Origin of the sequence: Rhodococcus erythropolis NBRC 15567 (genome assembly GCF_001552595.1) — a bacterium.
GTDB classification, from domain to species: Bacteria; Actinomycetota; Actinomycetes; order Mycobacteriales; family Mycobacteriaceae; genus Rhodococcus_F; species Rhodococcus_F erythropolis.
On sequence record NZ_BCRM01000007.1, the window covers coordinates 1 to 26,891 of the forward strand.

A 26,891-nucleotide genomic window follows, 5' to 3' on the forward strand; every position below is an offset into this window, starting at 1 on the left:
GTGTCCGACAATCTGTATGAATCCGACCTCCCGGCACGCGCGATCGAGTTGAGCTGCCACTTCCGCACAGGCAGTGCTGTTGGTGGCGTTTGCAGCCGATGCCTCGCCTCGGAGGTACGGGCTGATATCGATCGTAGGGATTTCGAAGGCGGGATTTTCGTGGGTCATTTAAAGTCCTTGCGGCCGGACGTGTGCCACTTACCGACGAGCACACGTGAGAGGAATCCAAAGGCAGAGAAGACGAGGACGCCGAACACCGACGCGATCACGATCGCGGCGATCAGATCCTCGGACTGAAGGCGGCTTCGGTAGACGTCGAGCAGGGTCCCGATCCCGGGTTGTCCTTTGGCGAAGAACATGTCGCCGATGATGGCACCGACGACAACAAGGCCGGAGGCGGTGCGGATGCCGGTGAGAATGGCCGGCATTGCCGCTCGCAGTTCGAGTTTCACCAGTCGATCCCAACGCGAGGCGCGGCCGAGGGTGAAGAGTTCGTGCAGTCCGCGATCGACCGATTGCAACCCGAAGTGTGTGTTGGTGATGATCGGGAAGGCCGCGATGAGAACGCACACCAGGGTGCGCGCGGTCATGCCGTAGCCGAACCAGAGTCCGATGAGGGGGACGATGGCGAGGATGGGAATGACCTGCAGCACAACGGCATATGGATAGACGATCCGCTCGATCCACTTGGCCTGGCTCATCAGCACGCCGGTTCCGACGCCGACTGCCACCGCGACGACGAAGCCGACCAGTGCTACCTGTGCCGTCACTGCGAGGGCTTCGAGCATGGGAGAGAGGTGTTTCCAGTCGAGTAGCGACTTCGTCAGTACTTGACTCGGCGGCGGAAGGAGAAATCGACGTTCCGGGGAGAGAACGAGGTAGCTGACGATCGACCACGCTGTGACCGCGCCGGCAAGTGAGAGCAGCGGATAGAGCAGGAAGGTGCCGAGCGCTCTCATTCGAGAGGGCCGTCCGGACTGTGGCTGTGCTTGCGCCGTGGTCGCAGAATCAGTACGAACGGCGGTATTGCGTACGGTGGTGCCCTGTTGTACTGCAAGGACTTCGGTCATCGTGAGCTCCCATGGAGGCTGGCCGAGATCTCGGCGACGTGTTCGGTGTATCGGGCGTCGTAGCGCAGTTCCGGGCTACGCGGGTACGGGAAATCGATGTCCACGACCGAATGTATTCGTCCAGGCCTGGCGGTCATGACGACCACCTTGTTCGCGAGGTACACGGCCTCGGATACCGAGTGCGTGATGAACATCGAGGTGAACCCTTTGTCGGTGTAGAGCCTTTGGAGCTCTACCTGCATCTCCAGTCGTGTCATCTCGTCGAGCGCACCAAAAGGTTCGTCGAGCAGCATCACAGCGGGTGCGAGGGTGAGCGCACGCGCCAACGAGACACGCATCTTCATTCCGCCTGACAACGCATTGGGCAGTTGTTTCGCAAAGTCCGCAAGGCCGACTGCGCGGATTGCCTCGTCGGCGCGCAACTTTCGCGCTGCTTTGTCGCCGCCACCGAGTTCAGCCGATAATTCGACGTTGGCCTGCACGGTTCGCCAGGGGAGGAGAGTCGGCTCCTGGAAGATGAAGCCAACTGATTCGGTGTCGAGGGCAACCGCACCACTGGTCGGTCGCTCGAGGCCGGCCGCCATGCGCAACAAAGTCGACTTGCCACAGCCTGAGGGTCCGACCACGGCGACGAAGTCTCCTCGCTCCACGTCCAGATCGATGCCGTCCAGCGCGACAGTGCCGGTATCGAACTTCTTGACGACATCGGAAAAGACCATCTGCATCGGCGCGGTGAGCTTGCGAGCGTCGGCATCCTGCATCGTGTTCGCGAGTTCCATCTGAGCCTCCGGTTCAGTAATGCATGCAAAAGTTCTTCAAGATGTAGTAACTATCTTGAATTGCATGTATGTCGCTTAGATTGCTGAATGTAAATGTGAGGTGACATTGCAGGTGAAGCGAGAATCCTGGCGCGCGTTACCTGATGGAAACAACGAGGCGATTGCATGTAATCCACGTGCTGCAGAGTGTGCTCATCGGATCACCCTTCTTGGTTCGCCCACATCCCAATTGTTTTCACGAAGGAGACGCTGTGTATTCAAATCGCAAGGTGCATTCCAATCGCAGAAGTGTGGGAGCGGCGGGCGCGGCACTGGCCATGTGTGCAGCCATCGGATTGACTGCGTGCAGCTCCAGTGAGGCTGAGACGGCGAAAGCCGAATCTCTCGAACCAGCTGCCGAGGCGCAGAACCTTGCGGGTCTCTGTCCGGAAAACGTTGTGGTTCAACTCCAATGGCAGCCGCAGTCGGATATGGGAGCGCTCTTCGAGATGCTCGGTCCCGGCTATTCGGTCGACACCGACGACAAGTCCGTCAGTGGGACTCTTGTCGCCGGAGGGAAGGACACCGGAGTCGACCTGACCTTGCGGGCCGGGGGACCGGCAATCGGGTTCCAATCCGTCAGCTCCCAGATGTACGTCGACGATTCCATCACTCTCGGCTTGGTGCACGGGGATCAGGTGATCGCGGCAGCGGCAAGTCAGCCCGTTGTGGCCGTCACGCCATTGCTCAAATACAGCCCGGCAATCCTCTTGTGGGACAAAGAGTCTCATCCGGACTGGACGAGTGTTGCCGATATCGGCAAGTCCGACGCGAGTGTCGTCGTTTCCAAGGAGCAACTCTTTCCGCAGTGGCTCGTGGCGAAAGGACTACTGGAGCAGTCTCAGCTCGACACGAGCTACGACGGAGCTCCCTCGCGATTTGTCGGTGACCCGACCATCGCTCAGCAAGGATTCGCGAATTCGGAACCGTACACGTACGAGAAGGAGACGCCGGCGTGGGACAAGCCGGTTTCCTATGACCTGCTGAAAGATTCGGGTTTCGACATCTACGCGTCCAATGTTTCCGTTCGTGCCGACAAGGTCGAGACACTCTCGCCGTGTTTGAGCAAGCTGGTTCCGATCATTCAGCAGGCCACCGCGGACTACATCACTGCGCCGGATGCGGCGAATGCTGCCATTGTCGACGTCGTCTCGCAGGACGTGTCGTTCTCTCCCTACACCGAGGGTGAAGCAGCGTTCAGTGCCCAGCTCCTGAAAGAGAAAGGCCTGATCGCGAACGAGGCAGACGGATCCGTCGGCACGTTCGACATGACGCGAGTCGCTCACACCGTCGAAGAACTGAAGCCCATTCTCAACGCCGGGGGTGCGGCGATACCGCAGTCATTGACTGCTGAAGAGATCTACACCGACAAATTCACCGATCGGTCCATCGGAATCCGCTGAAGGAGCTCACAGCAAATGACGTACGACATGACAGAACTCAACCGCGAGACCCGCATGGGTGGCCTGGGCACGGAGACCACCGACCGCGAGGTCCGAAGAATCGATCTCTCGGATTTCGAGAACCGGCGCAGCGAGATCGCCGAGGAGTTGTGGTCGGCAGCGACCGACATCGGATTCTTCCAAATCGTCAATCACGGAATCGATCTGGACCAGGTCCGCGAGGCTTTCGCGGCGGCCGAGCGATTCTTTGCACTGCCCACTGAGGTGAAAGCGCAGTACCCGCTCAAGAAGGGTTTCAACTCCGGCTGGGAGAGCATGACGCAGGTGCGTCCGTCCATCGGAACACCTGATCAGAAAGAGTCCTACCAGGTGACCCGCCCGCATATGGGTGATCTGTGGCCCACTGCAGACGAATTGGGTGGATTCCGCGAAACGATCCTGGACTTCGAAGCCAAGTGCTGGGGCATTGCGATGGACCTGTTGTCGTGCTTCGCCGAGAAGCTGGGATTCGAACGAGACTTCTTCACCAGGGCACATGACCCGTCGGTGGCCACCTACCAGAGCACACTGCGACTACTCCACTACTTCCCCCTTGCCGCCGACGCAGATGTCGAAGGGATGTGGCGTGCCGGAGCGCACACCGATTTCGATTGCCTGACATTGCTTTTCCAGCGTGACGGTCAGGGCGGGTTGCAACTGTGCCCGGGCAAGGAGATGGACACCCAGGAATGGACGTCGGTGGTGCCGGCCGAGGAAGCGATCACCTGCAACATCGGCGACATGCTGATGAGATGGAGTGATGATGTCCTGCCGTCGAACTTCCACCGGGTCAAGAGTCCCGGAGTCACCGACTATCGGGGAGCCCGCTACAGCCTCGCGTTCTTCGCTCAGGCGAACCGCGACGTGACCATCGAGGGGCCGGCGGGCAAATACCCGCCGATCACTGCCGAGGACTACATCGACCAGCGAGTACGCGCGAACTTCGCGCGTTGATCCGTATCCGTTCCGTCACACACTTTCAGGAGAACTGGCGATGACTACCGCGCCCAAGAACATGACCGACGCGATCATCCGGGACGTGACGTTGTACAGCGGCGGGCAATGGCTGACCGGCCGCGACGTCGTCGTCTCGAATGGGGTGGTCGAATCGATCGAGAAGTCGACCGGCACCGCCACACCTGGAAGTGTGGACGGATCGGGGGCGTATCTGATCCCTGGGTTCGTCAACACCCATACGCACCTTCAGCAGTCACTGATGCGTGGGATCGCCGAAGGGACACCGCTTCTCGAATGGCTACTCGCGGTCGCAGAAGAGTCGGTTCAGATCACGCCGGAGCGCGCATACACGGCCACTGTCGCAGCCTCGCTGGAGGCATTGCGCAGCGGTACGACGACCCTGGTCGAACACATGTGGCCGCACCCGTCCAGCGAGGTTCACGACGCTGTGATCCGGGCGTTGCACGACACCGGGATTCGTGCGGTGCTGGGACGCGGAACCGCAGACCGGGCGGACAAGACGAGGAAGTGGGGCTTCGATCCGCGGCTCATGCAACCACTCGGAGATGTTCTCGCACATACGGATCAGATGATGCGCGACGTCGCCGGTTCCCGCATTGACGTGGCAGTCGCGGTACCCAACCCACGTTCGCTGACCCCAGACGGGATGTCGGAAGTGCGTGAGTTCGCGCAGGCTCGCGACCTCACGGTCTCGATTCACCTGCTCGAGACGCAGACCGACAACACGATGTGTACCGAACACGCGGGCATGAACGCGGTCGACTACCTCGATTCCCATGGGTTCTTGTGGGACCGGGTGCTGGCGGTCCACTGCGTCGAACTCGACGACCGTGGTCAGAAGGTGCTGGCGGAGCGCGGCGTCGGAGTGTCGTACAACCCCGTCAGCAACATGCGCCTCGGTAGCGGAATCGCGCCCGTCCCGAGTTTCCTCGACGCGGGGATCGCGGTGGGGTTGGGTGTGGACGGCGCAGCCAGCAACGACACTCAGGACATGCTCGAGACGCTGCGCACCGGCGCCTACGTGCAGCGAGCCGCGCGCGGCCGCGCCGACCTGTTCGGCTTCGAAGCCATGATCGACATCGCATCCGGCGGTGCAAACGCAGCACTCGGTCTGCCGGCCAGGTCTGGCGGGATCTCCGTGGGCGATCCCGCCGACCTCACCATGATTCGGTTCGAACGCGACTTCGGTTGCCTCCCGGTGCGAGATCCGGGCGCGTCCATTCTCACGACGGGCAGTCGTCAGATCGTGGACACGGTGTTGGTTGCGGGCGAGGTCGTGCTCCGCGACGGGCACTCCACTCGCGTCGACGAGGCGGAATTGATCCGGACGCTCAGCGCTTTGTGACTGTGCTCAGTCTTCGCTGATCTCCATCTCGATCAGGACGCGGCGCAACAGCTTTCCGGTGGCGTTGCGGGGAAGTTCGTCGATGAAGACGATCTCGCGGGGAACCTTGTAGCGCGCGAGATTCGACCGGACGTGATCCTTCAGCTCGTCGGAGTTCTGGTCGGCGCCGTGGGCGACGACGACAAACGCTCGCAGGCGGTGCCCGAAGTCGGCGTCCTCGACTCCGATGACTGCCGCTTCCAAGACGTCCTCTCGATCGGCGAGCAGGTTCTCGACTTCGAGCGGGTAGACGTTCTCGCCACCGGAGACGATCATGTCGTCGTCGCGGCCGTCGACGAAGAGGAGGCCGTTGGCGTCGAAGTGTCCGACGTCGCCGGTCGAGAGAAGTCCGTCGATACGTTCCTTGTCACGCCCGTCGGTGTATCCCTCGAAGCTCAGCCCGCTGGCGACGAAGATTCTGCCGATCGTGTGTGGGGTGGTGATCTTCTTGTTGTTCTCGTCGAACAGTTCGACGTGACAGGTCACCGGCGCGCGGCCCGCGGTTCCCGGCGCAATGGTCAGATCCTCGGGAGTCGCGACTGTCGCCACCGCGACCTCGGTGGATCCGTACAGGTTGTAGAGGACGTAGCCGAACGAGGCCGTGACTCGCTTGCACAGATCGGGTGAGAGTGACGAACCAGCCGAGAAGATGATCTTCAGGTTCGAGGTGTCGTACTTGGACAGCACATCGGGACCGAGGTCGATGATCCGAGTGAGCATCGTCGGGACCACGACCAGACTGTCGCACTTGTATTGTGCGACAAGTTTGATCGTGTTCTCCGGGTCGAACTTTCGATGCATGACGACGGTCTGGCCGAGCGCCAACGCGAGAGCGAACTGCGAGACGCCGGTTCCGTGGAAGGCGGGGGCCGCCATCATCATGGTCTGTCCGCGGCGCAACGGCACGCGGTCGAGGAACTGTGCCGACGCGAGAGGGGAGGTGTGGCCACGCGGCGCGCCTTTGGGAGTTCCCGTTGTGCCGCTGGTGAGGAGGACGAAGCCACCGTTCTTCTCGGGTGCCGGCACCGACGACGTGGTGCGTCCGGCGATGGCCTCGTCGAGAGTAGCTGCCGTGGAACCGTCCGCGGCCGTGCCCTCTGGCCAGGAACGATAGACGACGACGTCGTCCGGCAAGGCATCGGCGATGTCCGCGAACTCGTCGTCGTAGACAAAGGCGACCACCTTCTCACGCGCGGCGACGTCCACGAGTTGGGGCCGTGCGAAGCCCGTGTTCATGAGAACGAGCTTTGTTCCGTTCTTCGCTGCCGCCAGCATGGTCAGGACCAAGCCTCGATGGTTACGGCACATCGCACCCATGACCGAGTCGGACGTGATGCCGTCGGCCTGCCACGCCCGGACCAACGCGTTGCTCTGACGCTCTAGCTCGGCATAGGTGATGGGTCCGCGCTCGTCGATGATCGCCACCGCGTCGTAGCCGTTCTCGGCGTGTGCATGGACCGGACCGGCAAAGGGTCCGTACTTGTCCACGGCTGCAATGGATTTGAGCCCGCGATCGAGGCGAGGGAACGGGACGAGTCCGGCTCGGAACATGACCCCCGCCGCGCCGATGGTGTCAGTGACCTTGGTGACCAATCCGGGCATACGTGAACCTCTTCCGAGCGTCGTTGTAGGACTGATTACACACTAATGGGCAATCAGGTTTCGGTGGTGAAGTTTCACGATGGCGACCGAGCACTCCGCCCCGCCACCTCGAAAGGTGGCGGGGCGGAGTGTTTCGGGATCGGGTCTGTGCGACCGTCACTTCAGTTCGACCGTCACTTCAGTTCGGCGGACGACTTTCCGAGCAGGCGGCGTGCGACGATCAGCTGCTGGATCTGCTGGGTGCCCTCGAAGATGTCGAGAATCTTCGAGTCGCGGCCCCACTTCTCGAGCAACGGGCGCTGCGAGTAGCCGTAAGTTCCGGCCAACTCGACTGCCTTGAGCGTCACGTCGGTGCCGGTGCGGCCGGCCTTCGCCTTGGACATGGACGCTTCGAGCGAGTTCGGCTTCTTGTTGTCCGCCATCCACGCCGCGCGCAGAGACAGCAGGTACGCGGCCTCCCAGTCGGCTTCCAAACGGATGAACTCGGCTGCAGCTGCATGCTGGTTGTAGACCGGTGTGTCGTAGGAGATCTCGACACCGGCTTCGGTCAGGATGCCGCGCAGTTCTTCGAGAGCCGCGCGTCCGACACCGACGGCCATGGCTGCAACGAGGGGCCGGGTGTTGTCGAACGTCTGCATGACGCCGGCAAAGCCCTGCTCGACGTTGACCTCCGGGCTGCCGAGGATGTTGTCCGCGGGAATGCGGCAATCCTGGAGCAGGAGTACTGCGGTGTCGGAGGCCTTGATGCCCAGCTTGTGCTCGAGGCGAGCAACGCTCAGGCCCGGTGCGTCACGCGGAACGACGAACGACTTGATGGCCGCTCGGCCCTTCGACTTGTCGACCGACGCCCACACGACGATGTGCGTCGAACGCTCACCGGCGGTGACGAAGATCTTCTCGCCGTTGAGAACCCACTCGTCGCCGTCGAGAACGGCGGTGGTGGTCACTGCGGCGGAGTCGGAACCGAAGCTCGGTTCGGTGATGGCCATCGAGGCCCACACCTTGCCGAAACGTTCGAGCTGTTCGTCGGTGGACACTGCGGCGATCGCGGCGTTGCCGAGCCCCTGGTAGGGGATCGAGAGCATGAGTCCGACGTCGCCCCAAGATGTTTCGAGCGAGTTGAGGAGCGCAGACATGTTGCCGCCGTTGGCGTTGCCACCCTTGGCGCTCGCGTCGGACCGTCCGCCGCTGGCGCCGCCGATGTCTCCACCGGAATCGGAGAGGCCTTCGACCATGGCGGCCATGGTGTCGAGCTCGACGGGGTACTCGTGCTCAGCGAGATCGTACTTACGTGAAATGGGTCGGAAGATCTGCGCCGCGACCTGATGTGCCTGGTTCGCTGATGCTTTGAGCTTCTTGGGAAGTTCGAGGTTGATCATCGTGGTTCTCCTGGAAGTTCAGCGGCGTCAGATGAGGACGATGCCCTCGGCAACGCCGATGGCACGGAGGTCGCGGTACCAGCGCTCGACCGGGTGTTCCTTGGTGAACCCGTGTCCACCGAGGAGTTGTACACCGTCGAGGCCGATCTGCATGCCCTTCTCGGAAGCCAGCTTCCGGGCCAGAGCGGATTCGCGAGCGAAGGACAAGCCTTGCTCGGCGCGTGAAGCGCCGCGAAGCGTGACCAGACGCAGTCCGTCGAGTTCGATGCCGATGTTGGCGACCATGAAGGCAACCGCCTGGCGGTGGCTGATCGGCTCGCCGAACGCTTCGCGCTCGTTGACGTACGGAATCACGTAGTCGAGAACTGCCTGGCTGGTGCCGACGGCCATGGACGCCCAACCGAGGCGAGCCAGGCGAATCGCGTCGGCGTATTCGGCCTTGCGCTGCTCGGCGTCACCGTCGCCGAGCAGTGCGGACTCCGACACAGCGACGTCGGTGAGGATCAGGCGACCCAGGCCGGCGGCGCGCAGACCCATGCTGGGATCTGCTTCGACGACGAGTCCCTTGGTGTCGGATTCGACGATGAAGAAGGACGGCTTGCCGTCGAGTTCCGCGGCGATGACGAAGAGTTCGGACGTAGCCGCGGCGGGCACCAAGCTCTTGACGCCGTTGAGCTTGTAGCCGCTGGGGGAGCGCACTGCCTTGGTCTGCAGGGCAAACGGATCGAACAGTGCGCGTGGTTCGTTGACCACCACTGCTGCGCCGGGGACCTGCTCGCCGGTGAAGGCCGGAAGGTAGGTCTTCTGCTGCGCGTCGGTGCCCCACTGCGTCAGTGCAACTGCAACACCGCTCGGTGCGAGGATCGGAAGTGCAAGTCCCATGTCTCCGTGCGCAAGTGCCTCGGCAACAAGAGAATTGGTGACTGCGCCGCGATCGGCGGCTGCTCCGTCGAGTTCTTCGGGAACGTTGATCAGCGTGATACCGAGCTCGGCCGCGCGCTTGGAGAGATCGGCGGGGGCCTGAGCTGCGCCGTCGGCGTCGTAGGCCGCGGGACGCAGGATTTCGGCCGCGAACTCACGCACCGTCTCGACGATCATCTTCTGGTCGTCGTCCGGGGTGAGATCGAAGTAGTCGGCGTTCTTGCTCGGGTTGTCGGGCAGGCGCTTGGGTGCACCGTTGCCCGAGACCTTCTGGAACCCTCGAGTGGCGGCACCCAGGGTTTTGAAGCCCGTCTTGGTGCCCTCGTAGGTCACGCGATCGATGGTCTGACGCAGATTGAACTTCTCGGCCAGTTCCGAACCGGTGATCTTGGTAAGCACACGCATGGCTGCGCCCATGGCGTCGCGTTTGATCGGGTTCAGGCCGACGGCGGACGTGTCGCGGGGCGCACCCTTGGCGCCGCCGCGCTGCGCGCCCGATTCGCTGCGCTGAGCGCTCTTGTCGGGGGCAACACTGTCTTGCTTGGTCATGATCACCAGCTGTTTCTCGGTGTTGGGGCGTTGGACGATTTTTATCTTACTCATCAGTAAGGTCTGTTGTCGAGAAACCGCGAAATGATGCGCGTCATAGGCTCGGGGGGTGAGCCGGACAGAGGTGCCAGATCGGATACAGCGATATATGCGCTACGCGCCGTTGGTGGTGGTCCCGTGCCTGTTGATCGCCAGCACGTATCCGGGGGAGTATCGAGTTCCCGTCACCTACTGGATGCTGTCGATGCTGTCGGCGCTCGCCTTCGTCGCCGGCCGTCGATGGCCGGTCTTCGCTTCACTGGTCATCTCGGCGCTCGCCGTTCCGATGTTCGTCGCCGACGCCTGGGGGCTGTCCGAACTTGTTCCGTATCTCGGGGCTGTCGCCGTCGTCGACGTCACGATGCGGGCCGAGCGCAGAGAAATGGTTGCCGTATCGGCAGCAGGATGGTGCGGTTCGGTGCTCGCGGGGATCTGGTTCGAATCTCACGAAGCATTCTTCTCGGTCACCACGGCTGTGAAAGTGCTTGCGTACGTGGGGTTGCCACTGCTGCTCGGACTGTATCTGCGCTCGCAGCGTGAATTGGCCGCGAACAATCTTGCGCAGACCCGCGCTGCGGAGCGCAGTGCGCTCGCCCGCGAACTGCACGACCTGGTTGCACACCACATGGCATCGATCGTCCTGAGAATCGGCGTGGCTCAACATGTCTTGGCGCCCCAGGATGAGGCCGTGCGTGAGGTCCTCGCGGATGTGCGTGCGACGGCGTCGGATGCGTTGGCCGATATCCGTCGGCTTCTGGTCGCACTTCGTGATCCTTCGCTCGGTGAGGTCGCTCTGGTCGAGCCGGATGCCGTAGACGCGGAAATCGGGGCGGCGATAGATCGTGTGCGTGCGGCGGGTTTCGAGGTGCAGTCGGTCTTCGATACCCAGGAGAATGTCGAGTCAGGCGCAGCCGATCTCGATGCAATCGGGAGGCTGACGTTGTTGCGGGTGATTCAGGAATCACTGACCAACGTCATGAAGCATGGCGACAAAAAGGGGCTGGTATCGGTCTCGGTCGGTCGCGATGACAACCGGGTCCATGTCAGGGTTGTCAACGACGTCGAGGGATCGCCCCGGAATGCAGGTCATGGCCTGGTGGGAATGCAGGAGCGCGCGGAGTTGGTCGGCGGCGAGATGACCGCCGGCACGAACAGTGACGGGAAATGGGAAGTGCACGTGAGTATTCCACTGGTTGTCTCGGGCGGTGTCTCGTGATCAGCGTGCTGATCGTCGACGACCAGCGACTGGTGCGCGCCGGTTTGCGGATGCTGTGCGCGGCAGCCGAGGACATGGCCGTTGCCGGTGAGGCGTCGAACGGCGTCGAGGCGGTGGCACTCGCTGCCGAATTGGACCCCGACGTGATTCTGATGGACTTGAGAATGCCCGGGCTGGACGGGATCGGTGCCACGCAGCAGATCGTCAAGGCCGGTCGTCGAGCGCGCATTCTCGTGTTGACCACCTTCGACGACGACGATCATCTGTATCCCGCACTCGCCGCGGGGGCTTCGGGGTTCTTCGTCAAGGACACCGAACCCGCCGAGTTGCTCGGCGCCATTCGGCGGGTCGCCGAGGGCGAGATGGTGTTCACTCCGGAACTTCTCCGCCGCGTTGTGGATCGAGCGGTGATCGGTGGTATCGCAGACACGGCGGTGACAGAGAGCGTTCCGCTGACCGATCGCGAATCGCAGGTCCTCGCACTGGTGGCAGAAGGGAAGAGCAATCAGGAGATCGCGGACACGCTGCATCTGGGTGTGACCACGGTGAAGACACACGTGGCGAACCTGATGTCGAAGACCGGTTGCGACAATCGGGTTCGCCTCGCTGTGTACCACTTGCAGAACTTTCAGTGACCGGAGTGCGAACCAGGCATCGGCATGTCCATCGGCATGTCCATCTGCATCGGAGCCGCCTTCTGTCCCGGTTCGAGGACGAGGAATTGGCCCATCATCCCTTGGTCCTCGTGCATCAGCAGGTGGCAGTGGAACATGTACGGGAACGTGGGATCGGTGTACTCGGACCACTGCAGTGCGACGCGAACCCTGCTGCCCGGCGGTGTGTAGACGGTGTCCTTGAGTCCGCGCAAGTGCGGCGGGGGAGTGCGACCGTCGACGTCGAGGATCTGGAACTGTACGTCGTGGACATGGAAATTGTGTGGCCAGTTGTCCTTGTTGGTGATCGTCCACACCTCGGTCGCGCCGACCTCCGCCTCGAAGTCGATGCGGTTCATGTCCATTCGTTGCCCGTTGATCATGTACCACTGCAGATCGAAGGTTCGGGAAACGCTTGCCTTCGACGGATCGAGACGCGGCAGTGCGGCCAACTGCGCCGGGAGAGTCGACCGTGACGCACGGCTGGCAACCCCCCGCAGCTCGATGATGTCGAAGCGGTCGTTCATGCCGAAGTTCTCGGCGTCGGAGGAACTCACGCCACCGCCGTCCTCGATCGGGAACGACACCAGTGTGGTGGTCGCACCGGGGTCGACGCGAACCACGATCTCGGCTCGTTCGCCGGGGCTGAGCTGAATCCGCTTGATCGCAATCGGTGATTCGAGCAGTCCGCCGTCGGTGGCAATCAGATCGAACGTGCGGTCGTCGGGGAACCCCAGGTTGTAGAGACGGCCGGAAGAGCCGTTCAGGATGCGCAACCGGACGACCCCGGTGGTGACGTCGAGGTAGGCGTCGGAGATGCCGTTGGTGACGATCGTGTCGCCGAGCAGGCCGATGTCGGTCGGATCTGATTCGTCGAAGCTGCCGTCGGCGAGGAATCGACGATCCTGGATTATCAGCGGAACATCGTCGACACCATAGGTTTTGGGGATGTCCAACGCCCGGGTGTCGGCATCGTCGATCAGGAACAGTCCGGCAAGACCGCGCTGCACGTGCCGTTCGGTGGATCCGTGCGGGTGTGGGTGATACCACAGCGTCGACGCCGGCTGACCGATCGTCCACGCCGGTTCCCAGCGTCCGCCGGCTTCGATGGTCTGGTGCGGGCCACCGTCGTATCTGGCGGGCAGATGCATGCCGTGCCAATGGACGGTCGTGGGCTCTGCCAGTGTGTTGTCGATCGTGAATGCGACAGATTCTCCGCGCTCGGCGCGGACGGTGGGCCCCAGAATGGATCCGTTGAAACCCCAAGTGTCGGTGAGTTTTCCCGCGACGATCTCGGCGGTTCCGGCACCGGCACGGAGTGTGAAGTGGCGAACACCTGCGTCGTCGACGGTGGATTCGGCAAGCGGCGGAATCGGTAGCGGACGCGAAGTTCCGGCCACCGCCAACGTGGTGCTCTTCGCTGCCGGGTCGGCGCCGCAGCCCACCGCGAGCCCGAGGGGCGCTGCGGCCAGACCGAACAGAATCGTGCGCCTGGATATCCGGTTCATCGTTCTCCTGGAAGTAGTGCGTGATCAACTACTTCCAGTCAACGGGCCGAGATGTCGTGCCGAATCCTGCCGACGGGCCTGTCGGAACTCCTCCCTCGGACCCTTGCGGCGGGTGGGATGTTCTGGTATCCGGGTGGTTACCGCAGGCGGGCCAGAACGTCTTCGTGCAGCAGTCCGTTGGTGGCGACCGCGCTGCCGCCGTGCGGACCTGCGCCGCCGTCCAGATCGGTGAACGCGCCGCCGGCCTCACGGACCAATACGTCGAGCGCTGCCAGATCCCACAGGGAAACCTCGGGTTCGGCAGCAATGTCGACGGCGCCTTCGGCCACGAGGCAGTAGGAGAAGAAGTCCCCGTAACCGCGCACGCGCCATACGTGGTCGGTGAGTTCGACGAACTGATCGCGAATTCCGCGGTCCTTCCACCCCGAGAGGCTCGAGAAGCTCAGGCTCGCTGACTCGCTGCGATCGACGGCGGATACCTGGATCGCCCGCGCATCACTGTCCCCGAAGGACGTATGTGCGCCCAAACCTGTTGCAGCCCACCATCGCCGATTCAGGGCGGGTGCGCTCACGACGCCGATGACGGGGACGCCGTCCTCGAGCAAGCTGATCAGCGTGGCCCACACCGGTACGTTGCGGACGAAGTTCTTGGTCCCGTCGATGGGGTCGACCACCCACTGCCTGCCCTCGAAGACTGCGTCGCCGCCGAATTCTTCGCCCAGTACGGAATCCTCCGGTCGGTGCTCACCGAGTGTCGCGCGCACTGCACGCTCGACAGCGAGGTCAGCGTCGGAGACAGGGGTGAGGTCCGGCTTGTCGTCGACTCGAAGATCGAGCGCACCGAAGCGGGCGCGAGTGATCGCGTCAGCCTCGTCGGCGATACGGAGGGCGAGTGCGAGGTCGGATGCGCGATCGGTCACGGGTACACAACCTACCGGCTCAAACGGGGAGGACTTCGTTCAGCTTTCCGGTGGCGACGTCGAAGACGAATCCGCGTAGGGAGGTCGTCGCGGTGACGAACGGACTGTTCTCGATGCGCTTCAACGACTGACGGACGTCCTCGTCGATGTCGGGGAACGATTCGGCAGCCCAGTTGGGTTTGATGCCGATCTCGTCCTGGATGGATCGCTTGAAGTCGTCGTCGGTGAACGTCAGCATTCCGCAGTCGGTGTGGTGGATGAGGATGATCTCGGTAGTTCCCAGCAGACGCTGGCTGATGGCGAGGGATCGGATCTCGTCGTCGGTGACGACTCCACCCGCATTGCGGATGACGTGCGATTCACCTTCCTGGATCCCCAGCACCCGATAGACGTCGATGCGGGCGTCCATGCAGGCGAGAACGGCAACGTGCTTGCTGGGTGGGAGGGGGAGCGGACCGGTGAACTGCTCGGCGTAGGCGGCGTTGTTCTGCAGGTATTCGTCGGTGACAGTCATCACTCCAGTAGGTTCCCTCGGACCCTGGTTGGCAAGGCTTCCAGTCGCGGTGATCCCAATAGGTGACGCACGGGGGAGCGGACAGGGTGACGCACAGCAGAGCCCAGGTCGGCACCCGGTAGCCTTGAGAACCGTGCATCCCGACGTAATTGCAGACCTGAACGCCCTCGACACCACCCTTCGCACCTGCGAATCGGTTGTGGACGTCGAGGAGCTGCGCCGACGCATCGACGAGCTCGAGCACCAGGCGGCCGACCCCGGTCTGTGGAACGACCAGGAACACGCCCAGCAGGTCACCAGCCAGCTATCCCACGCCCAGGCGGAGCTTCGCCGCATCGTCGCACTGCGCGAGCGGCTCGACGAGATGCCGATCCTCTACGAACTGGCAGAAGACGAAGGCCCCGACGCGGTGGCAGATGCCGACGCCGAGCGGGCGAGCCTGCGTGACGACATCGCGGCGATGGAAGTCAAGACCATGCTGTCGGGCGAGTACGACGAGCGCGACGCACTCATCAACATCCGCTCCGGCGCCGGCGGTATCGACGCCGCAGACTGGGCCGAGATGCTCATGCGTATGTACATCCGCTGGGCGGAGAAGCACGACTACGGCGTCGAGGTCTACGACACGTCGTACGCCGAAGAAGCCGGACTCAAGAGCGCGACGTTCGCGATCAAGGGCCCGTACACCTACGGAACGCTGTCCGTCGAGATGGGCACCCACCGGCTCGTCCGAATCAGCCCGTTCGACAACCAGGGGCGTCGCCAGACGTCGTTCGCCGAGGTCGAGGTCCTGCCGGTCGTCGAGACGACCGACCACATCGAGATCAACGAGAACGACATCCGCGTCGACGTCTACCGCTCGTCCGGTCCGGGTGGCCAGTCCGTGAACACCACTGACTCCGCCGTTCGACTCACACACATCCCGACGGGAATCGTCGTCACCTGTCAGAACGAGAAGTCGCAGCTCCAGAACAAGGTGTCGGCGATGCGCGTCCTGCAGGCCAAGCTGCTCGCGGTCAAGCGTCAGGAAGAGCGCGCCGAGATGGATGCGCTCAAGGGCGACAGCGGCAGCTCGTGGGGCAACCAGATGCGTTCCTACGTTCTGCATCCGTACCAGATGGTCAAGGACCTGCGTACCGAGTACGAGGTCAACAACCCGTCGGCAGTGCTCGACGGCGACATCGACGGGTTCCTCGAGGCCGGCATCCGCTGGCGCATGAGCGAGAACCAGTCCGCATAGCGTTCGGATACCGAAAGGCACGATGACTTTACTTCGACCTGGGCAGAACCTGCTCGATTGGCTTCAAACCACCGGTTTGTCCGTCCTCATGACCGTGCTCGGCGCGATGATTCTCGCCCGGTTGGTCAGTTGGGGCGGCAACAAGGTCACCGACCAGATCGACTCCAACTATCAGTTGGGCGATGCGCTGGTTCGCTCCGAGGCGACCAAGCATCGCCACTCGGTCGCGCAGGTCATCACCTGGGTGGTCATCACGTTCATCTACGTGATCGCGACGCTGAAGGTTCTCGACCAACTGAACCTGCCGATCGGCAGTCTCGTGGCGCCGGCAACTGTTCTCGGTGCGGCGCTCGGTTTCGGTGCACAGCGCGTCGTGCAGGACATTCTTGCCGGTTTCTTCATCATCACCGAACGCCAGTACGGCTTCGGTGACACCGTCCGGCTTGCGATCACCGGCTCCTCCGACGACGCCGAAGGTGTCATCGAGGACGTGACCCTGCGCGTGACGCGGATGAGAAACTCCGACGGCGAGGTCATCACCGTTCCCAACGGCCAGATCGTGAAAGCGACCAACCTGTCCAAGGACTGGGCACGCGCCGTCATCGACGTTCCGGTTCCGGCGACTGCCGACCTCACCCGGGTCAACGAGGTACTTCGTCAGGTCGGAGTCGACGCGATGGCTGACCGTGGACTCAAGAAACTGCTGCTCGACGAGCCCACTGTCATGGGCGTCGAAAGCCTCGAGGTCGATCAGGTCAACGTGCGGATGGTTGCGCGCACGCTGCCTGGCAAACAATTCCAGGTCGGGCGAGCACTTCGTGTCCGCGTCGCCGCAGCACTGCGACGTCAGGGGATCACGGTGTCACCGGATCTGCACACCGCACGGACCGAGGAGGCGAGCGAATGACCGATCAGGAACCGCGCCGCGGACTCGACCGCCTGATTCACCTGGACTGGCTTCCGTCACGGATCTTCGGCGGCCGGATGCGCACCTCGACGTTCATTCTCGTGGTCGCCTGGATCCTCACGTATCTGCTGCACACCTACCTCAATCCGGAAGAAACGGCAGCAACTCCGCCGCCGAGCGTCGACACGTCCGTCACCGAGCCGTACATCGCTCCATCGGTCAAACCGTCGACGACGACCCCCGTGCCGTCCTCGACCGAGCAGACGACCACCTCCGAGGCTCCGTCCTCGGAATCGAGTACGGGCAGCTCCGGTTCTCCGACGCCGACTTCTGGTCCAGCGCCTGCTCCGGGAAACGCCGAACAGTCTGCGACCACAGTGCCGACGACTCCTGCGACGACGACCGTCCCGCAACCTGGCGCGGCAATGCAGGCACCGACGTCGGTGCCACAGTCACCTGCGACCACCGGTACCTGATAAGGACGAGGGTGCTCGCGCGTGGCGCCAAGGTCACCGTTAGATAACGGCTAGACTGGCTAGTTGTGATCAGCATGAAGAATGTGTCGAAGTCCTACAAGGCCTCCACCAGGCCGGCGCTCGACAAAGTCAGCGTGGAGGTGGAGAAGGGGGAGTTCGTCTTCCTCATCGGCCCCTCCGGCTCTGGCAAGTCGACGTTCATGCGGTTGCTGCTCAAGATGGAGTCGCCCACGTCCGGTGACATCGAGGTCGCGGATTTCCACGTCAACAAGTTGGCGGCCCGCCGCGTGCCGAAGCTTCGCCAAAGCATGGGTTGTGTTTTCCAGGACTTCCGCCTGCTTCAGCAGAAGACGGTGTCCGAGAACGTCGCCTTTGCGTTGGAAGTCATCGGCAAACCCCGCAACGTCATCGCGCGCACTGTGCCCGAGGTTCTCGACATGGTCGGTCTGGCCGGCAAAGCCGATCGACTGCCCACCGAACTCTCCGGCGGTGAGCAGCAGCGCGTCGCCATCGCCCGCGCATTCGTGAACCGCCCGCTCGTGCTGCTCGCCGACGAGCCCACCGGCAACCTGGACCCCGAAACGAGCCAGGACATCATGTTGCTGCTCGAGCGGATCAACCGCACAGGCACCACCGTCGTGATGGCGACCCACGATCACCACATCGTCGACTCCATGCGTCGACGCGTCATCGAACTCGATCTCGGCAAGGTGACCAGAGACGAAGCGCGGGGTGTGTACGGCGTCGGCAGGTAGCGCCGACTACGACCACACGTCCCGTACGCCCACCGGTTGTCGTGAAACAACCGGCCTCTCGAAAAGGAATCGGATTCCCCGATGCGCGCCAGCTTTATTTTCAGCGAAGTCCTGACCGGCCTACGCCGCAACATCACGATGACCATCGCCATGATCTTGACGACGGCAATCTCCCTCGGTCTCTTCGGCGGTGGTCTGCTGGTCGTGCAGATGGCAGGCAAGACCCAGCAGATCTTCCTCGAACGCGTCGAGGTGCAGATCTTCCTGACCGACGACATCTCTTCGGCTGATCCCGGTTGCGAGCAGGAGATCTGCAGTTCGTTGCGCAAGGAACTCGAGCAGACTCCGTCCGTCGTCGCGGTTCAGTACCTCAACCGCGAAGACGCCGTGAAGGACGCCACCGAGCGCGTGTTCAAGGACCAGCCCGAGCTGGCAGCGCTGGTGAGCCCGGACAGCTTCCCGGCGTCGTTCAAGGTCAAGCTCAGTGACCCGGAGCGGTTCGGCGTCATCAACGACACCTTCGGTTCGAGGCCCGGCGTCGAGAGTGTGCTCAATCAGCGCGAGTTGGTGGACCGACTGTTCAGCGTGCTCGGTGGAGTGCGCAACGCAGCGTTCGCGATCGCGATCGTCCAGGCGATCGCGGCCATCCTGCTGATCGCCAACATGGTCCAGATCGCCGCGTTCACGCGTCGTACCGAGGTCAACATCATGCGGTTGGTCGGCGCGACGCGGTGGTACACCCAGCTTCCGTTCCTCCTCGAAGCCGTCGTGGCGGCTTTGATCGGTGCGGTGCTCGCCATTGCCGGACTGTTCACGGCGAAGAACGTCTTCATCGACGGGGTCCTGTCCGATGTCTACGAAGCCAATATCGTGGCGCGGATCTCCAACAGTGACGTGCTGTTCGTCTCGCCGATCCTCGTGCTTGCCGGCGTCGGAATGGCCGCGGTGACGGCGTACGTGACACTGCGTCTGTACGTCCGCGAATAATCGGTTTGCACGAGCTTCTATGCTGGAACAGCAAGAACCATTCGACAGCAAGACAGCGGACTGAGAGGCCCGGACAGTGAAGGAAAAGGGCCGCAAGGTCATTGCGACCAATCGCAAAGCACGCCACAACTACACGATCATCGACACCTACGAGGCCGGTATCGCGCTCGTCGGGACCGAGGTCAAGAGTCTGCGTGAAGGCAAGGCGTCGCTCGTCGATGCGTTCGCCACCGTGGACAACGGCGAAGTGTGGTTGCGCTCGTTGCACATTCCGGAGTACACGCAAGGCACGTGGAACAACCACTCACCGCGCCGCACCCGAAAGCTCCTGCTGCACAAGCGTGAGATCGAGCACCTCGTCGGCAAGACCCGCGAGGGAAACCAGACACTGGTTCCGCTGTCGATGTACTTCAACGACGGCAAGGTCAAGGTCGAACTCGCGCTGGCAAAGGGTAAGCAGGACTACGACAAGCGCCAGGACATGGCCAAGCGGACCGCCGAGCGCGAGGTGACCCGCGAGCTCGGTCGTCGTATCAAGGGCATGCGCTGACCTCCATCCTGCTTGCCCTCGTGGCGGCAGTTGCCTACGGAGTCAGCGACTTCGTCGGGGGAGTTGCATCACGACGAGTTGCCGCACTGCGCGTGGTGATCGTCTCGTATCCGCTCTCGCTCGTCATCGTTCTGATCGCAGCACCTTTCGTATCCGGGACGCTGACGCTGAACGGTTTGATCTGGGGCGCGATCGCGGGCGTCACGAGTGGTCTGGCGGTGTGGTGGTTCTATCTCGCGCTGGCAACTGGCCCAATGTCGGTGGTCTCGCCGCTGACAGCTGTTCTGGTGGCGGGTATTCCGGTCCTCGTCGGATTCGCTTTCGGTGAGCGGCCGGGGTTGATCGCGTACCTGGGTATTGCCGTCGCGCTGGTCGCCGTCGTCCTGGTCAGCCGCGAGTCGCCTGACGACACCGCGGGTGAGGTTGCCGGCGGAATCACTCTCCGCTTCACCAGGCAAGTGGCGCTTCTGACCGTCGGAAGCGGCGGCGCATTTGCTCTCTCGTTCATCGCACTTCACCAGATCGGCGAGGGCAGCGGGCTTTGGGCGTTGGCCGTATCTCGCGGCGCCGCGACCGTCGTGGTGTGGTTGGTCGCGCTGGCGGCCGGTCACTTCGTTCTCCCACGAGGCGAGCCACTCAAACTCGCGGTGTACGTCAGCGTCCTCGACGTCGTCGCGAACGGGACGATGATCTACGCCTTCCAAGGCGGAATGCTCTCACTGGTCAGCGTGATCGGTTCGCTGTATCCGGCTGCGACGGTTCTGCTCGCCATGGTGATGCTGGGCGAGCGAGTAAGCCGCGTGCAACAAGCGGGAATGCTGTTGGCGCTGGCGGCAGTCGGCATGATTGCCGTCGCGGGCGCCTAGATTCTTTCGAGTTCCAGCGTTTTCAGTCCTAGTGTTTCAGCCGCGTCTGTCGGCCGGCGCTGCGCGTAGGTGAACACGCTCGCCCTGTTTCCCGAAGAGACTGATCGCCTCCGCAGGTCGGCCGTCGGCAGCGCTGATGCGGTGCGGAATGTGGGTGTCGAACTCGGCGGCCTCACCTGCCCCCATGATGAAATCTCGGTCGCCGAGTTGGAGTCGGATGCGCCCGGACAGAACGTAGACCCACTCGTAGCCCTCGTGGGATCCCGGTTCGCGATCGTCGTCGGTGGGGGAGATGATCATCTTGTAGGCCTGGAGGTTGCCGGGCTGACTGGTCAGCGGAATGACCGTCATACATCCGACCGTTCGCGGTTCTTCTCGAACGCGGGGGTCCTTGATCTTGCTGTTCACCAGGTCGTCCAACGGGACGCCGTGTGCCTTGGCGATCGGCAGCAGCAACTCCAAGTTGGCTCGGCGAGTACCGGATTCGAGTCTCGAGAGTGTGCTTACGCTGATGTCGGTGGTCTCCGACAGGTCGGCCAGGGTCATGTCGGACTGCTGGCGCAACGCACGTAGGCGAGGGCCGATGCCGGCTAGAACGGCTTCGAACGATGTTTCGGTCATGGATCTATTTTGCCAAAGCGGCAACAGTGTTTGTCAAGAACGCGGTCTCTTGTCATTCTGGATTCATGACGCAGAACTCATTCGACGTAGCAGTAATCGGAGCCGGCGCGGCAGGGCTGAACGCCGCACTCATCCTTGGTCAGGCACGCAGGTCCGTGATCGTCTTCGACAACGGATCACCACGGAACGCGGCCGCCGATCACATGAACGGATTCCTCTCCCGCGACGGCATGAACCCCGCCGAATTGTTGACCATCGGCCGAGGTGAGGTCCGCAAATTCGGCGGCGAGTTCCATGACGGCACCGTTGTCTCCGTGACACGGGACGGCGAGAAGTTCTCGGTAGAACTGGCTGACGGCAGCAAGATTCAGGTGCGCAAGGTCCTCGTTGCAACGGGTCTGACGGACCGCCTGCCGGACGAACTCGAAGTCTTCGGCGAGCGTTGGGGCCGCGACGTGTTGCACTGCCCGTACTGCCACGGGTACAGCGTGCGCGATCAGCCGCTTGGCGTGATCGCCAAGAGCGCGGAATTTGCGATGCACCAGGCCCTCATGGTTCGCCAGTGGTCCGACGACGTAGTTCTCTTCCTCCATCGAATCACCGAACTGAGTTCCGAAGATCGGGAAAAGCTTGCAGCTCGCGATATTTCGATCGTCGAGGGTGAGGTCGCTGGTCCCGTCGTCGAGGATGATCGGTTGGTGGGCGTGCGGTTGGCAGACGGCACTGTGGTCGCGCGTTCGGCGGTCTTTGTCGGTGGCGCTCTCACGATGGACCCCAACGATGCGATCTTGCGCGCATTCGGCGCGCAGCGCGCTGAGACGATGATGGGCGATTTCGTCACAGTCGACATGATGGGGGCGACGAGCGTGCCCGGCGTGTTCGCTGCGGGCAACGTCGTCGACCCGGGTGCCCAGGTCATCATGGCCGCAGCCGCCGGGGCGAAGGCTGGAGCGGGGATCAACATGATGTTGACCAACGACGACCTCGAGGTTGCACTGGCGCTTCGCAGTTGAATTGTGCGTAGCGTGGGGTGATGGACGCAGTGAGAGTGTTGATCACGGGTGCGACCGGATACATCGGCGGACGTCTTGCCCCTCGTCTGGTCGAAGAGGGCCATCTAGTTCGAGTTGTGGTGCGCAGCCCGGAGAAACTACGCGATGTTCCCTGGCATGATTCCGTGGAGATCAAGCGTGGGGATCTGACCGACAGTGCCTCCCTCTCAGGTGTTTTCGACGATATCGACGTGGTCTACTACCTCGTTCACGCCATGGGCGGTGGAGGGTCGTTCTCGGATATCGACAAGCGAAGCGCGGAGAACGTCGCCGCCGCTGCCCGCGATGCGGGGGTGCGCCGGATCGTGTACCTGGGCGGGCTTCATCCGTCCGACCGAGAGTTGTCGACTCACTTGCAGTCTCGGCTCGAAGTCGGTCGGATCCTCCTCGACTCCGAGGTTCCGACCGTTGTATTTCAAGCTGGGGTGGTGATCGGATCGGGTTCGGCGTCCTTCGAAATGGTGCGCCACTTGACCAATCGGCTTCCGGTGATGACCACACCCAAGTGGGTGCACAACAACATTCAGCCGATCGCGGTGCGTGACGTACTCCACTATTTGATCGCAGCCGCGGCGACAACGCCGGAGGTCAACCGCGCCTTCGACATCGGTGGGCCAGATGTCATGCAGTACGGCGAGATGATGAACACCTACGCCGACGTCGCAGGATTGGTACGCCGACGCATCCTCGTCTTGCCCGTCCTCACCCCGCGTCTGGCAGGTCACTGGGTGGGATTGGTCACGCCGATCCCGCGGGGCTTGGCGATGCCACTGATCGAATCACTGCAGAACGACGCGGTGATGCACAACCACGACATCGACGACTTCATCCCGCCTCCGGCCGGTGGCCTCACACCGTACCGGGAAGCTGTGCGTTTGGCGCTTCGCAAGATCGAGACCGGTGAGGTGGAGACGGCGTGGTCCGGTGCGACGATCGCGGGAGCGCCGTCCGATCCTCTTCCGTCCGACCCGGACTGGGCAGGGGAGGCAGTTTACGTAGACCACCGCGAACGTGACTGTGCTGCGGATCCGAAAACCCTCTGGTCGGTCGTCGAGTCGATCGGCGGCGAGAATGGTTGGTATTCATTCCCTTTGGCGTGGGCCATCCGGGGGTGGATGGACCGCGCGGTCGGCGGGGTCGGACTGCGCCGGGGTAGGCGGGATCCACGTCGGCTCAACACCGGTGAAGCCCTGGACTTCTGGCGTGTCGAAGAAATCGATCGAGGCAAGTTGCTCCGATTGCGCGCCGAGATGAAGGTCCCGGGCGGAGCATGGTTGGAGTTGCGAGTGTCGGAAGGTCCGGCGGGTGCGGATGGACGGCCGGTGGGTTCGCATCTCGATCAGCGTGCGGTCTTCTTCCCTCGCGGGCTCGCCGGCCGGGCGTACTGGTACTCGATCCTGCCTTTCCACGGAGTGGTCTTCCAGGGGATGATCACCAACATCACCGGTGCTGCAGAGCGTGAGACCGCAGCAATCAGGGAATCAGCTGCGGCGCAGGACACGGAAAGTGCCGCCGATTAATTGGTATGACTTCCGAACTTCGGCGCGTTATAGTGAATAGCCCCACGAAAGACGCGGGGCACACACGGGGCTGAACGGTTTCGACTGCGTGTGTTGAGTTAGGGGAAGCGTGTCGGTGCAGGCAAGAGACCACCGTAAGCGTCGCTGCAAACCTATAAGCGCCGATTCCAATCAGCGCGACTACGCTCTCGCTGCCTAAGTAGCGAAGCGTGTCTGTCAGCCCGGGGTTGCCCTCGACCCGGTTCCTGGCATCAGCTAGAGGGCTTTACTGTTCGGCTCGGTCACGGAGTCGAATGGGACATCAAACAGTGACTGGGATCGTCATCCTGGCTTGTTCGCGAGACTGGGAGATCCAAGTAGAGACTTAGCGAACTGCACACGGAGAAGCCCTAGCGATTCAACGTAGGACCCGGGTTCAATTCCCGGCAGCTCCACAACAGGTCGGGCCGGAGAGCACACGCTCTCCGGCCCGACCTTTTTGCGGTCTTGCTGCGGCACTCTGCTGAGCGCCCGCGACCTTTTACGATCAGGAGCCGAAGAATCCCAGGTCGACCGAGCCGACGAAGCCGGGAGCTTCCTTGGCCAGCGGCTTACCGTCCAGATCGGCAGGCAATGCAACGCCCAGGCTTTGGAGGATGGTCGGTGTGATGTCGGCGATCGTGTACGCGTCGGTGGTCTTGCCGGCCGCGTATCCCGCACCGCGTGCAATGACGAATGTCGTTGCTTCCGCCGGCGTCTGGCCACCGTGCCCTCCAGCAGGCTTGTGGCCGTGATCCGCAGTGACCAGAACCGTCCACTTCTCACCGGTCTTCGCGGCGCGTTGATCAACGGCATCGACAATCTTGCCCACCTGAGCGTCGACCGAGGCAATGGACTCTTCGTACGCAGCGCCGTTGGTGCCGCCGCTGTGCCCCGCGCCGTCCACCTGATCGAGTTGGGTGAAGATCAGGTCAGGTCCCTTGTCGGTGATGTCGCGGGCGACGGCGTCAGCGGTCGCAGCATCGGTGGCCGCTCCGGAACCTGCATCGGCAGTGGTGACGACAACGTCGGCTTTCGGCGTGCCGCTGGATGCGATGTTGTCGATGCCTCCCCAGGTGGAGATCGACTCGGTGAGCAGAGAGGGCTGTGCTGTTTCCAACCGTGTGAACACGCTCGGGTAGAGGTCGAAGCGGGCGCCTGCGTACGTGTTGTCCTTGACACCGTGCTTGGTGTCCCAGACTCCGGTCAGGATGGTCGACCACGACGGTCCGGAGATGGTGGTGTGGCCGAGGATGGAAGATTCTCCGCTGGTTCCTTCGGCGATCAGCTTCTGGAGACGGGGAGCGTCGGCGGTCTTGATGTGGCTGAGCATGGTGCCGTCGAGGCCGATGACAACTGTCTTCTCGGCGGCCGACGGATTGAGGTCGGACGATCCGGGAATTGCTGCAGCAGTTGCAGTTCCGGCAGCAACAGCGCCGGCGAGGAGGAGTGTGATAGCGGCTGAGGTGCGTGCGATTTTCTTGGTCACGCTAAAGATATTGCGATAGGACTAGACCAATTGCACTACCTGAATGCGAGGGTTGTCCGATTGTTCACGACGGATTCAGATTGGACTAGACCAATGTTTGCTCACGCGGCCCAGCCGTCAAGGATGACGCTGACCGCGTGATCGAGGTGGAGGGGCTCTCCGCTCCACGCCGGTACGATCGCGTCGTCGGGTACGTCTCCGCGCAATAGGTCATCGGCGAACCCCTCTGTTGGCGGTGCTGGGTCGATGACGTCTCCATTGGCGTACTGGAACTCGAACTTCTGCTCGCCGAGTGCAGAGATCGTGAACTTGCCGTCGTGCAGCGCGCGGTGGCAGGTACCGCAAAGCATGATCAAATTGTCCAAGTCCGTATTGCCGCCGCGTCCCCAGAATTTCACGTGATGTGCGTGCAGGAAGCGGGTCCGTCCGCATCCTGGTGTGCGGCAGCATCCGTCGCGGTAGTTCAATGCCAACATTTGTTTAGCGCTGACGACGCGAGTCCGCCGACCTAGATTCAGAACGCATCCTTCCTTGGTCGTTCCCAGTCGAAGCTTGGCGTTGCAGAGCACTTCCTCAGCGGCATTTTGAGGCAATGCGGGTCCGCTCGGCACTCGGACGGTGTTCGCTTCGTGGAAGAACACAACTTCGTTCGCGGCGGCCTTGGGCGTGCGGTCCGTGACTGCGGCGGTGGCGAGCTCTGCCATCGCGACGAGACCTGGCCCGATATTTCCGACCGGGTTCTTTGCGGCCTTCTCGTCGACGGGGCGGATGGCGGCGATTCGGGTGCGTTCACGTTCCGCCACAGCTAACGCTGCGAGGATTCGGGCGCCGTCCTGCGCAGGCAGGCGTCCTTTGATGACAAATTCGCCCGTATCCGGGTCCCAATGCCAGCGGACCTGAAGATGTTCGACCGCTTTGGTTTTGCCGGATTCGTTGTCGGTTGCTTTACGCAGACCTGCGGCGAGACGATCGATCTGGGCTGCGGGCGCCTCACATCCGAACCGAACCATCTGCTTTTCGTTGGAGGGCGTGGTGACCCGGGTGAGGGCGCGAACCTTCGAGTAGGACAGGCGGCCTTGCTCGAAGGCCTTCCGCATCTCGGGCAAAGGTCGGAGCGCTTTGGCGACGCGAACGTATTCACGGCCGGTGTGCAGGCTCATTCCGCACTTCCACGACAACCAGTGGGCGCACGAGTGAAGTCCCGGACCGGTCCATCCGCGGTCTTCGTCGAATTTCGACAGGAGGGTAAGGAATCGAGCCGTGGCCGCGGCGATCTGGCCGGCGAGGGCGCAGATTTCCGAGCCGAGCTGATCCACGTCGTCTCGGGCGGAACCCTGCGTTTCTTCATCGATCAGTGGTGCGTTCTCGATTAATGCTGCGTTCATGGTTGCCCCCCCGGCTCGCGTCCGACATCATT

At 62.6% G+C, this 26,891-nt stretch carries 26 protein-coding genes and 1 other RNA gene; 15 read left to right on the forward strand and 12 right to left on the reverse strand.

Annotated elements, in window-relative coordinates; translation table 11 throughout:
- The 3 genes from RE4_RS30675 to RE4_RS12000 all read right to left on the reverse strand — a co-directional run.
- On the reverse strand, positions 1 to 168 hold a 168-nt coding region (locus tag RE4_RS30675), incomplete at its 3' end, for a 2-oxoglutarate and iron-dependent oxygenase domain-containing protein (RefSeq protein WP_169801342.1).
- The gene (locus RE4_RS11995) at positions 165 to 1,070 is read right to left on the reverse strand and encodes an ABC transporter permease (RefSeq protein ID WP_060938633.1); all 906 of its coding nucleotides are present in this window, start codon (positions 1,068 to 1,070) and stop codon (positions 165 to 167) included. The genes RE4_RS30675 and RE4_RS11995, both read right to left, overlap by 4 nt.
- On the reverse strand, positions 1,067 to 1,849 hold the full coding sequence (locus tag RE4_RS12000) for an ABC transporter ATP-binding protein (RefSeq protein WP_019747838.1): 783 nt from the start codon (positions 1,847 to 1,849) through the stop codon (positions 1,067 to 1,069). Before RE4_RS12000 ends, RE4_RS11995 begins: the two co-directional genes overlap by 4 nt.
- Positions 1,850 to 2,100: 251 nt before the next feature.
- On the opposite strand from RE4_RS12000, the gene RE4_RS12005 reads away from it, so the two are divergent.
- Genes RE4_RS12005 through RE4_RS12015 form a run of 3 tightly spaced genes read left to right on the forward strand, consistent with a single transcriptional unit; the run spans position 2,101 to position 5,653 of the window.
- Complete coding sequence (locus RE4_RS12005; protein WP_081098352.1) at positions 2,101 to 3,291, forward strand: nitrate ABC transporter substrate-binding protein; 1,191 nt, start codon at positions 2,101 to 2,103, stop codon at positions 3,289 to 3,291.
- 15 nt (positions 3,292 to 3,306) lie between these two features.
- Positions 3,307 to 4,284, forward strand: coding sequence for an isopenicillin N synthase family dioxygenase (locus tag RE4_RS12010; RefSeq protein ID WP_020907141.1), 978 nt, complete (start codon positions 3,307 to 3,309; stop codon positions 4,282 to 4,284).
- A gap of 40 nt (positions 4,285 to 4,324) precedes the next feature.
- Entirely contained in the window at positions 4,325 to 5,653 is a 1,329-nt protein-coding gene (locus RE4_RS12015) for an amidohydrolase family protein (protein WP_020907142.1), read from the forward strand.
- A 6-nt stretch (positions 5,654 to 5,659) separates the two neighbouring features.
- On the opposite strand, the gene RE4_RS12020 is transcribed toward RE4_RS12015, so the two are convergent.
- The 3 genes from RE4_RS12020 to RE4_RS12030 all read right to left on the reverse strand — a co-directional run bounded on the left by RE4_RS12020 (position 5,660) and on the right by RE4_RS12030 (position 10,149).
- Positions 5,660 to 7,294, reverse strand: coding sequence for an acyl-CoA synthetase (locus tag RE4_RS12020; RefSeq protein ID WP_003942348.1), 1,635 nt, complete (start codon positions 7,292 to 7,294; stop codon positions 5,660 to 5,662).
- Positions 7,295 to 7,467: 173 nt separating this feature from the next.
- Positions 7,468 to 8,673, reverse strand: a complete 1,206-nt coding sequence (locus RE4_RS12025; protein ID WP_003942363.1) for an acyl-CoA dehydrogenase family protein — start codon at positions 8,671 to 8,673, stop codon at positions 7,468 to 7,470.
- A gap of 27 nt (positions 8,674 to 8,700) precedes the next feature.
- Complete coding sequence (locus RE4_RS12030) at positions 8,701 to 10,149, reverse strand: acyl-CoA dehydrogenase family protein (RefSeq protein ID WP_029255064.1); 1,449 nt, start codon at positions 10,147 to 10,149, stop codon at positions 8,701 to 8,703.
- A 142-nt stretch (positions 10,150 to 10,291) separates the two neighbouring features.
- Between RE4_RS12030 and RE4_RS12035 the strand changes: the two genes are divergently transcribed.
- Positions 10,292 to 11,398 carry a sensor histidine kinase gene (locus RE4_RS12035; protein WP_041814880.1) on the forward strand — a complete coding sequence of 369 codons (1,107 nt, stop codon included), beginning with the start codon at positions 10,292 to 10,294 and terminating at the stop codon, positions 11,396 to 11,398.
- Positions 11,395 to 12,033: a response regulator gene (locus RE4_RS12040; protein WP_020907203.1), complete on the forward strand. Its 639-nt coding sequence runs from the start codon at positions 11,395 to 11,397 to the stop codon at positions 12,031 to 12,033. Before RE4_RS12035 ends, RE4_RS12040 begins: the two co-directional genes overlap by 4 nt.
- Here the strand turns inward: RE4_RS12040 and RE4_RS12045 are convergent.
- From RE4_RS12045 to RE4_RS12055, 3 genes are all read right to left on the reverse strand, one after another.
- Positions 12,027 to 13,559: a multicopper oxidase family protein gene (locus RE4_RS12045; RefSeq protein WP_060938634.1), complete on the reverse strand. Its 1,533-nt coding sequence runs from the start codon at positions 13,557 to 13,559 to the stop codon at positions 12,027 to 12,029. The genes RE4_RS12040 and RE4_RS12045 overlap by 7 nt on opposite strands.
- A gap of 137 nt (positions 13,560 to 13,696) precedes the next feature.
- Positions 13,697 to 14,479 carry a histidinol-phosphatase gene (gene hisN, locus RE4_RS12050; RefSeq protein WP_019747847.1) on the reverse strand — a complete coding sequence of 261 codons (783 nt, stop codon included), beginning with the start codon at positions 14,477 to 14,479 and terminating at the stop codon, positions 13,697 to 13,699.
- Positions 14,480 to 14,498: 19 nt separating this feature from the next.
- A complete protein-coding gene (locus tag RE4_RS12055) occupies positions 14,499 to 14,993 on the reverse strand; it encodes a beta-class carbonic anhydrase (RefSeq protein WP_019747848.1) in 495 nt (164 codons plus the stop codon).
- Between the two features lie 133 nt (positions 14,994 to 15,126).
- Between RE4_RS12055 and prfB the strand changes: the two genes are divergently transcribed.
- From prfB to RE4_RS12090, 7 genes are all read left to right on the forward strand, one after another.
- Positions 15,127 to 16,233, forward strand: coding sequence for a peptide chain release factor 2 (gene prfB / locus RE4_RS12060; protein ID WP_003942364.1), 1,107 nt, complete (start codon positions 15,127 to 15,129; stop codon positions 16,231 to 16,233).
- Positions 16,234 to 16,255: 22 nt separating this feature from the next.
- Complete coding sequence (locus tag RE4_RS12065) at positions 16,256 to 17,140, forward strand: mechanosensitive ion channel family protein (RefSeq protein ID WP_019747849.1); 885 nt, start codon at positions 16,256 to 16,258, stop codon at positions 17,138 to 17,140.
- Positions 17,137 to 17,616: an Rv3103c transmembrane domain-containing protein gene (locus RE4_RS12070; RefSeq protein WP_060938635.1), complete on the forward strand. Its 480-nt coding sequence runs from the start codon at positions 17,137 to 17,139 to the stop codon at positions 17,614 to 17,616. Before RE4_RS12065 ends, RE4_RS12070 begins: the two co-directional genes overlap by 4 nt.
- 74 nt (positions 17,617 to 17,690) lie before the next feature.
- Positions 17,691 to 18,371, forward strand: coding sequence for a cell division ATP-binding protein FtsE (gene ftsE, locus RE4_RS12075; protein ID WP_020969258.1), 681 nt, complete (start codon positions 17,691 to 17,693; stop codon positions 18,369 to 18,371).
- An 81-nt stretch (positions 18,372 to 18,452) separates the two neighbouring features.
- Complete coding sequence (ftsX, locus tag RE4_RS12080; protein WP_003942367.1) at positions 18,453 to 19,358, forward strand: permease-like cell division protein FtsX; 906 nt, start codon at positions 18,453 to 18,455, stop codon at positions 19,356 to 19,358.
- Between the two features lie 76 nt (positions 19,359 to 19,434).
- Complete coding sequence (gene smpB / locus RE4_RS12085; protein ID WP_003942330.1) at positions 19,435 to 19,908, forward strand: SsrA-binding protein SmpB; 474 nt, start codon at positions 19,435 to 19,437, stop codon at positions 19,906 to 19,908.
- A complete protein-coding gene (locus RE4_RS12090) occupies positions 19,905 to 20,774 on the forward strand; it encodes an EamA family transporter (protein ID WP_483407283.1) in 870 nt (289 codons plus the stop codon). The genes smpB and RE4_RS12090 overlap by 4 nt, the downstream gene beginning before the upstream one ends.
- A 36-nt stretch (positions 20,775 to 20,810) precedes the next feature.
- Here RE4_RS12090 and RE4_RS12095 read toward each other — a convergent pair whose 3' ends face one another.
- A complete protein-coding gene (locus RE4_RS12095) occupies positions 20,811 to 21,395 on the reverse strand; it encodes a helix-turn-helix domain-containing protein (RefSeq protein WP_007731290.1) in 585 nt (194 codons plus the stop codon).
- 65 nt (positions 21,396 to 21,460) lie between these two features.
- On the opposite strand from RE4_RS12095, the gene RE4_RS12100 reads away from it, so the two are divergent.
- The 3 genes from RE4_RS12100 (at position 21,461) to ssrA (ending at position 24,404) form a co-directional block, all read left to right on the forward strand.
- A complete protein-coding gene (locus RE4_RS12100; protein ID WP_060938676.1) occupies positions 21,461 to 22,408 on the forward strand; it encodes an NAD(P)/FAD-dependent oxidoreductase in 948 nt (315 codons plus the stop codon).
- Between the two features lie 20 nt (positions 22,409 to 22,428).
- A complete protein-coding gene (locus RE4_RS12105) occupies positions 22,429 to 23,967 on the forward strand; it encodes an SDR family oxidoreductase (protein ID WP_060938636.1) in 1,539 nt (512 codons plus the stop codon).
- Between the two features lie 66 nt (positions 23,968 to 24,033).
- Positions 24,034 to 24,404: a transfer-messenger RNA gene (ssrA, locus tag RE4_RS12110) on the forward strand.
- 89 nt (positions 24,405 to 24,493) lie between these two features.
- Here ssrA and RE4_RS12115 read toward each other — a convergent pair.
- Positions 24,494 to 25,474, reverse strand: coding sequence for an alkaline phosphatase family protein (locus RE4_RS12115; RefSeq protein WP_046378361.1), 981 nt, complete (start codon positions 25,472 to 25,474; stop codon positions 24,494 to 24,496).
- 101 nt (positions 25,475 to 25,575) lie between these two features.
- Entirely contained in the window at positions 25,576 to 26,859 is a 1,284-nt protein-coding gene (locus RE4_RS12120) for an HNH endonuclease signature motif containing protein (RefSeq protein ID WP_060938637.1), read from the reverse strand.
- Positions 26,860 to 26,891: the final 32 nt, after the last annotated feature.

What these genes read in the sequence shown, in the direction of transcription:
- RE4_RS12095 (WP_007731290.1), bottom strand. Translation starts at nt 21,395, where the DNA reads ATGACCGAAACATCGTTCGAAGCCGTTCTAGCCGGCATCGGCCCTCGC.
- RE4_RS12015 (WP_020907142.1), top strand. Translation starts at nt 4,325, where the DNA reads ATGACTACCGCGCCCAAGAACATGACCGACGCGATCATCCGGGACGTG.
- RE4_RS12055 (WP_019747848.1), bottom strand. Translation starts at nt 14,993, where the DNA reads ATGACTGTCACCGACGAATACCTGCAGAACAACGCCGCCTACGCCGAG.
- RE4_RS12100 (WP_060938676.1), top strand. Translation starts at nt 21,461, where the DNA reads ATGACGCAGAACTCATTCGACGTAGCAGTAATCGGAGCCGGCGCGGCA.
- RE4_RS12105 (WP_060938636.1), top strand. Translation starts at nt 22,429, where the DNA reads ATGGACGCAGTGAGAGTGTTGATCACGGGTGCGACCGGATACATCGGC.
- RE4_RS12045 (WP_060938634.1), bottom strand. Translation starts at nt 13,559, where the DNA reads ATGAACCGGATATCCAGGCGCACGATTCTGTTCGGTCTGGCCGCAGCG.
- RE4_RS12020 (WP_003942348.1), bottom strand. Translation starts at nt 7,294, where the DNA reads ATGCCCGGATTGGTCACCAAGGTCACTGACACCATCGGCGCGGCGGGG.
- RE4_RS12035 (WP_041814880.1), top strand. Translation starts at nt 10,292, where the DNA reads ATGCGCTACGCGCCGTTGGTGGTGGTCCCGTGCCTGTTGATCGCCAGC.
- RE4_RS12120 (WP_060938637.1), bottom strand. Translation starts at nt 26,859, where the DNA reads ATGAACGCAGCATTAATCGAGAACGCACCACTGATCGATGAAGAAACG.
- ftsE (WP_020969258.1), top strand. Translation starts at nt 17,691, where the DNA reads ATGAAGAATGTGTCGAAGTCCTACAAGGCCTCCACCAGGCCGGCGCTC.
- ftsX (WP_003942367.1), top strand. Translation starts at nt 18,453, where the DNA reads ATGCGCGCCAGCTTTATTTTCAGCGAAGTCCTGACCGGCCTACGCCGC.
- RE4_RS12010 (WP_020907141.1), top strand. Translation starts at nt 3,307, where the DNA reads ATGACGTACGACATGACAGAACTCAACCGCGAGACCCGCATGGGTGGC.
- RE4_RS12065 (WP_019747849.1), top strand. Translation starts at nt 16,256, where the DNA reads ATGACTTTACTTCGACCTGGGCAGAACCTGCTCGATTGGCTTCAAACC.
- RE4_RS12025 (WP_003942363.1), bottom strand. Translation starts at nt 8,673, where the DNA reads ATGATCAACCTCGAACTTCCCAAGAAGCTCAAAGCATCAGCGAACCAG.
- RE4_RS12070 (WP_060938635.1), top strand. Translation starts at nt 17,137, where the DNA reads ATGACCGATCAGGAACCGCGCCGCGGACTCGACCGCCTGATTCACCTG.
- RE4_RS11995 (WP_060938633.1), bottom strand. Translation starts at nt 1,070, where the DNA reads ATGACCGAAGTCCTTGCAGTACAACAGGGCACCACCGTACGCAATACC.
- RE4_RS12000 (WP_019747838.1), bottom strand. Translation starts at nt 1,849, where the DNA reads ATGGAACTCGCGAACACGATGCAGGATGCCGACGCTCGCAAGCTCACC.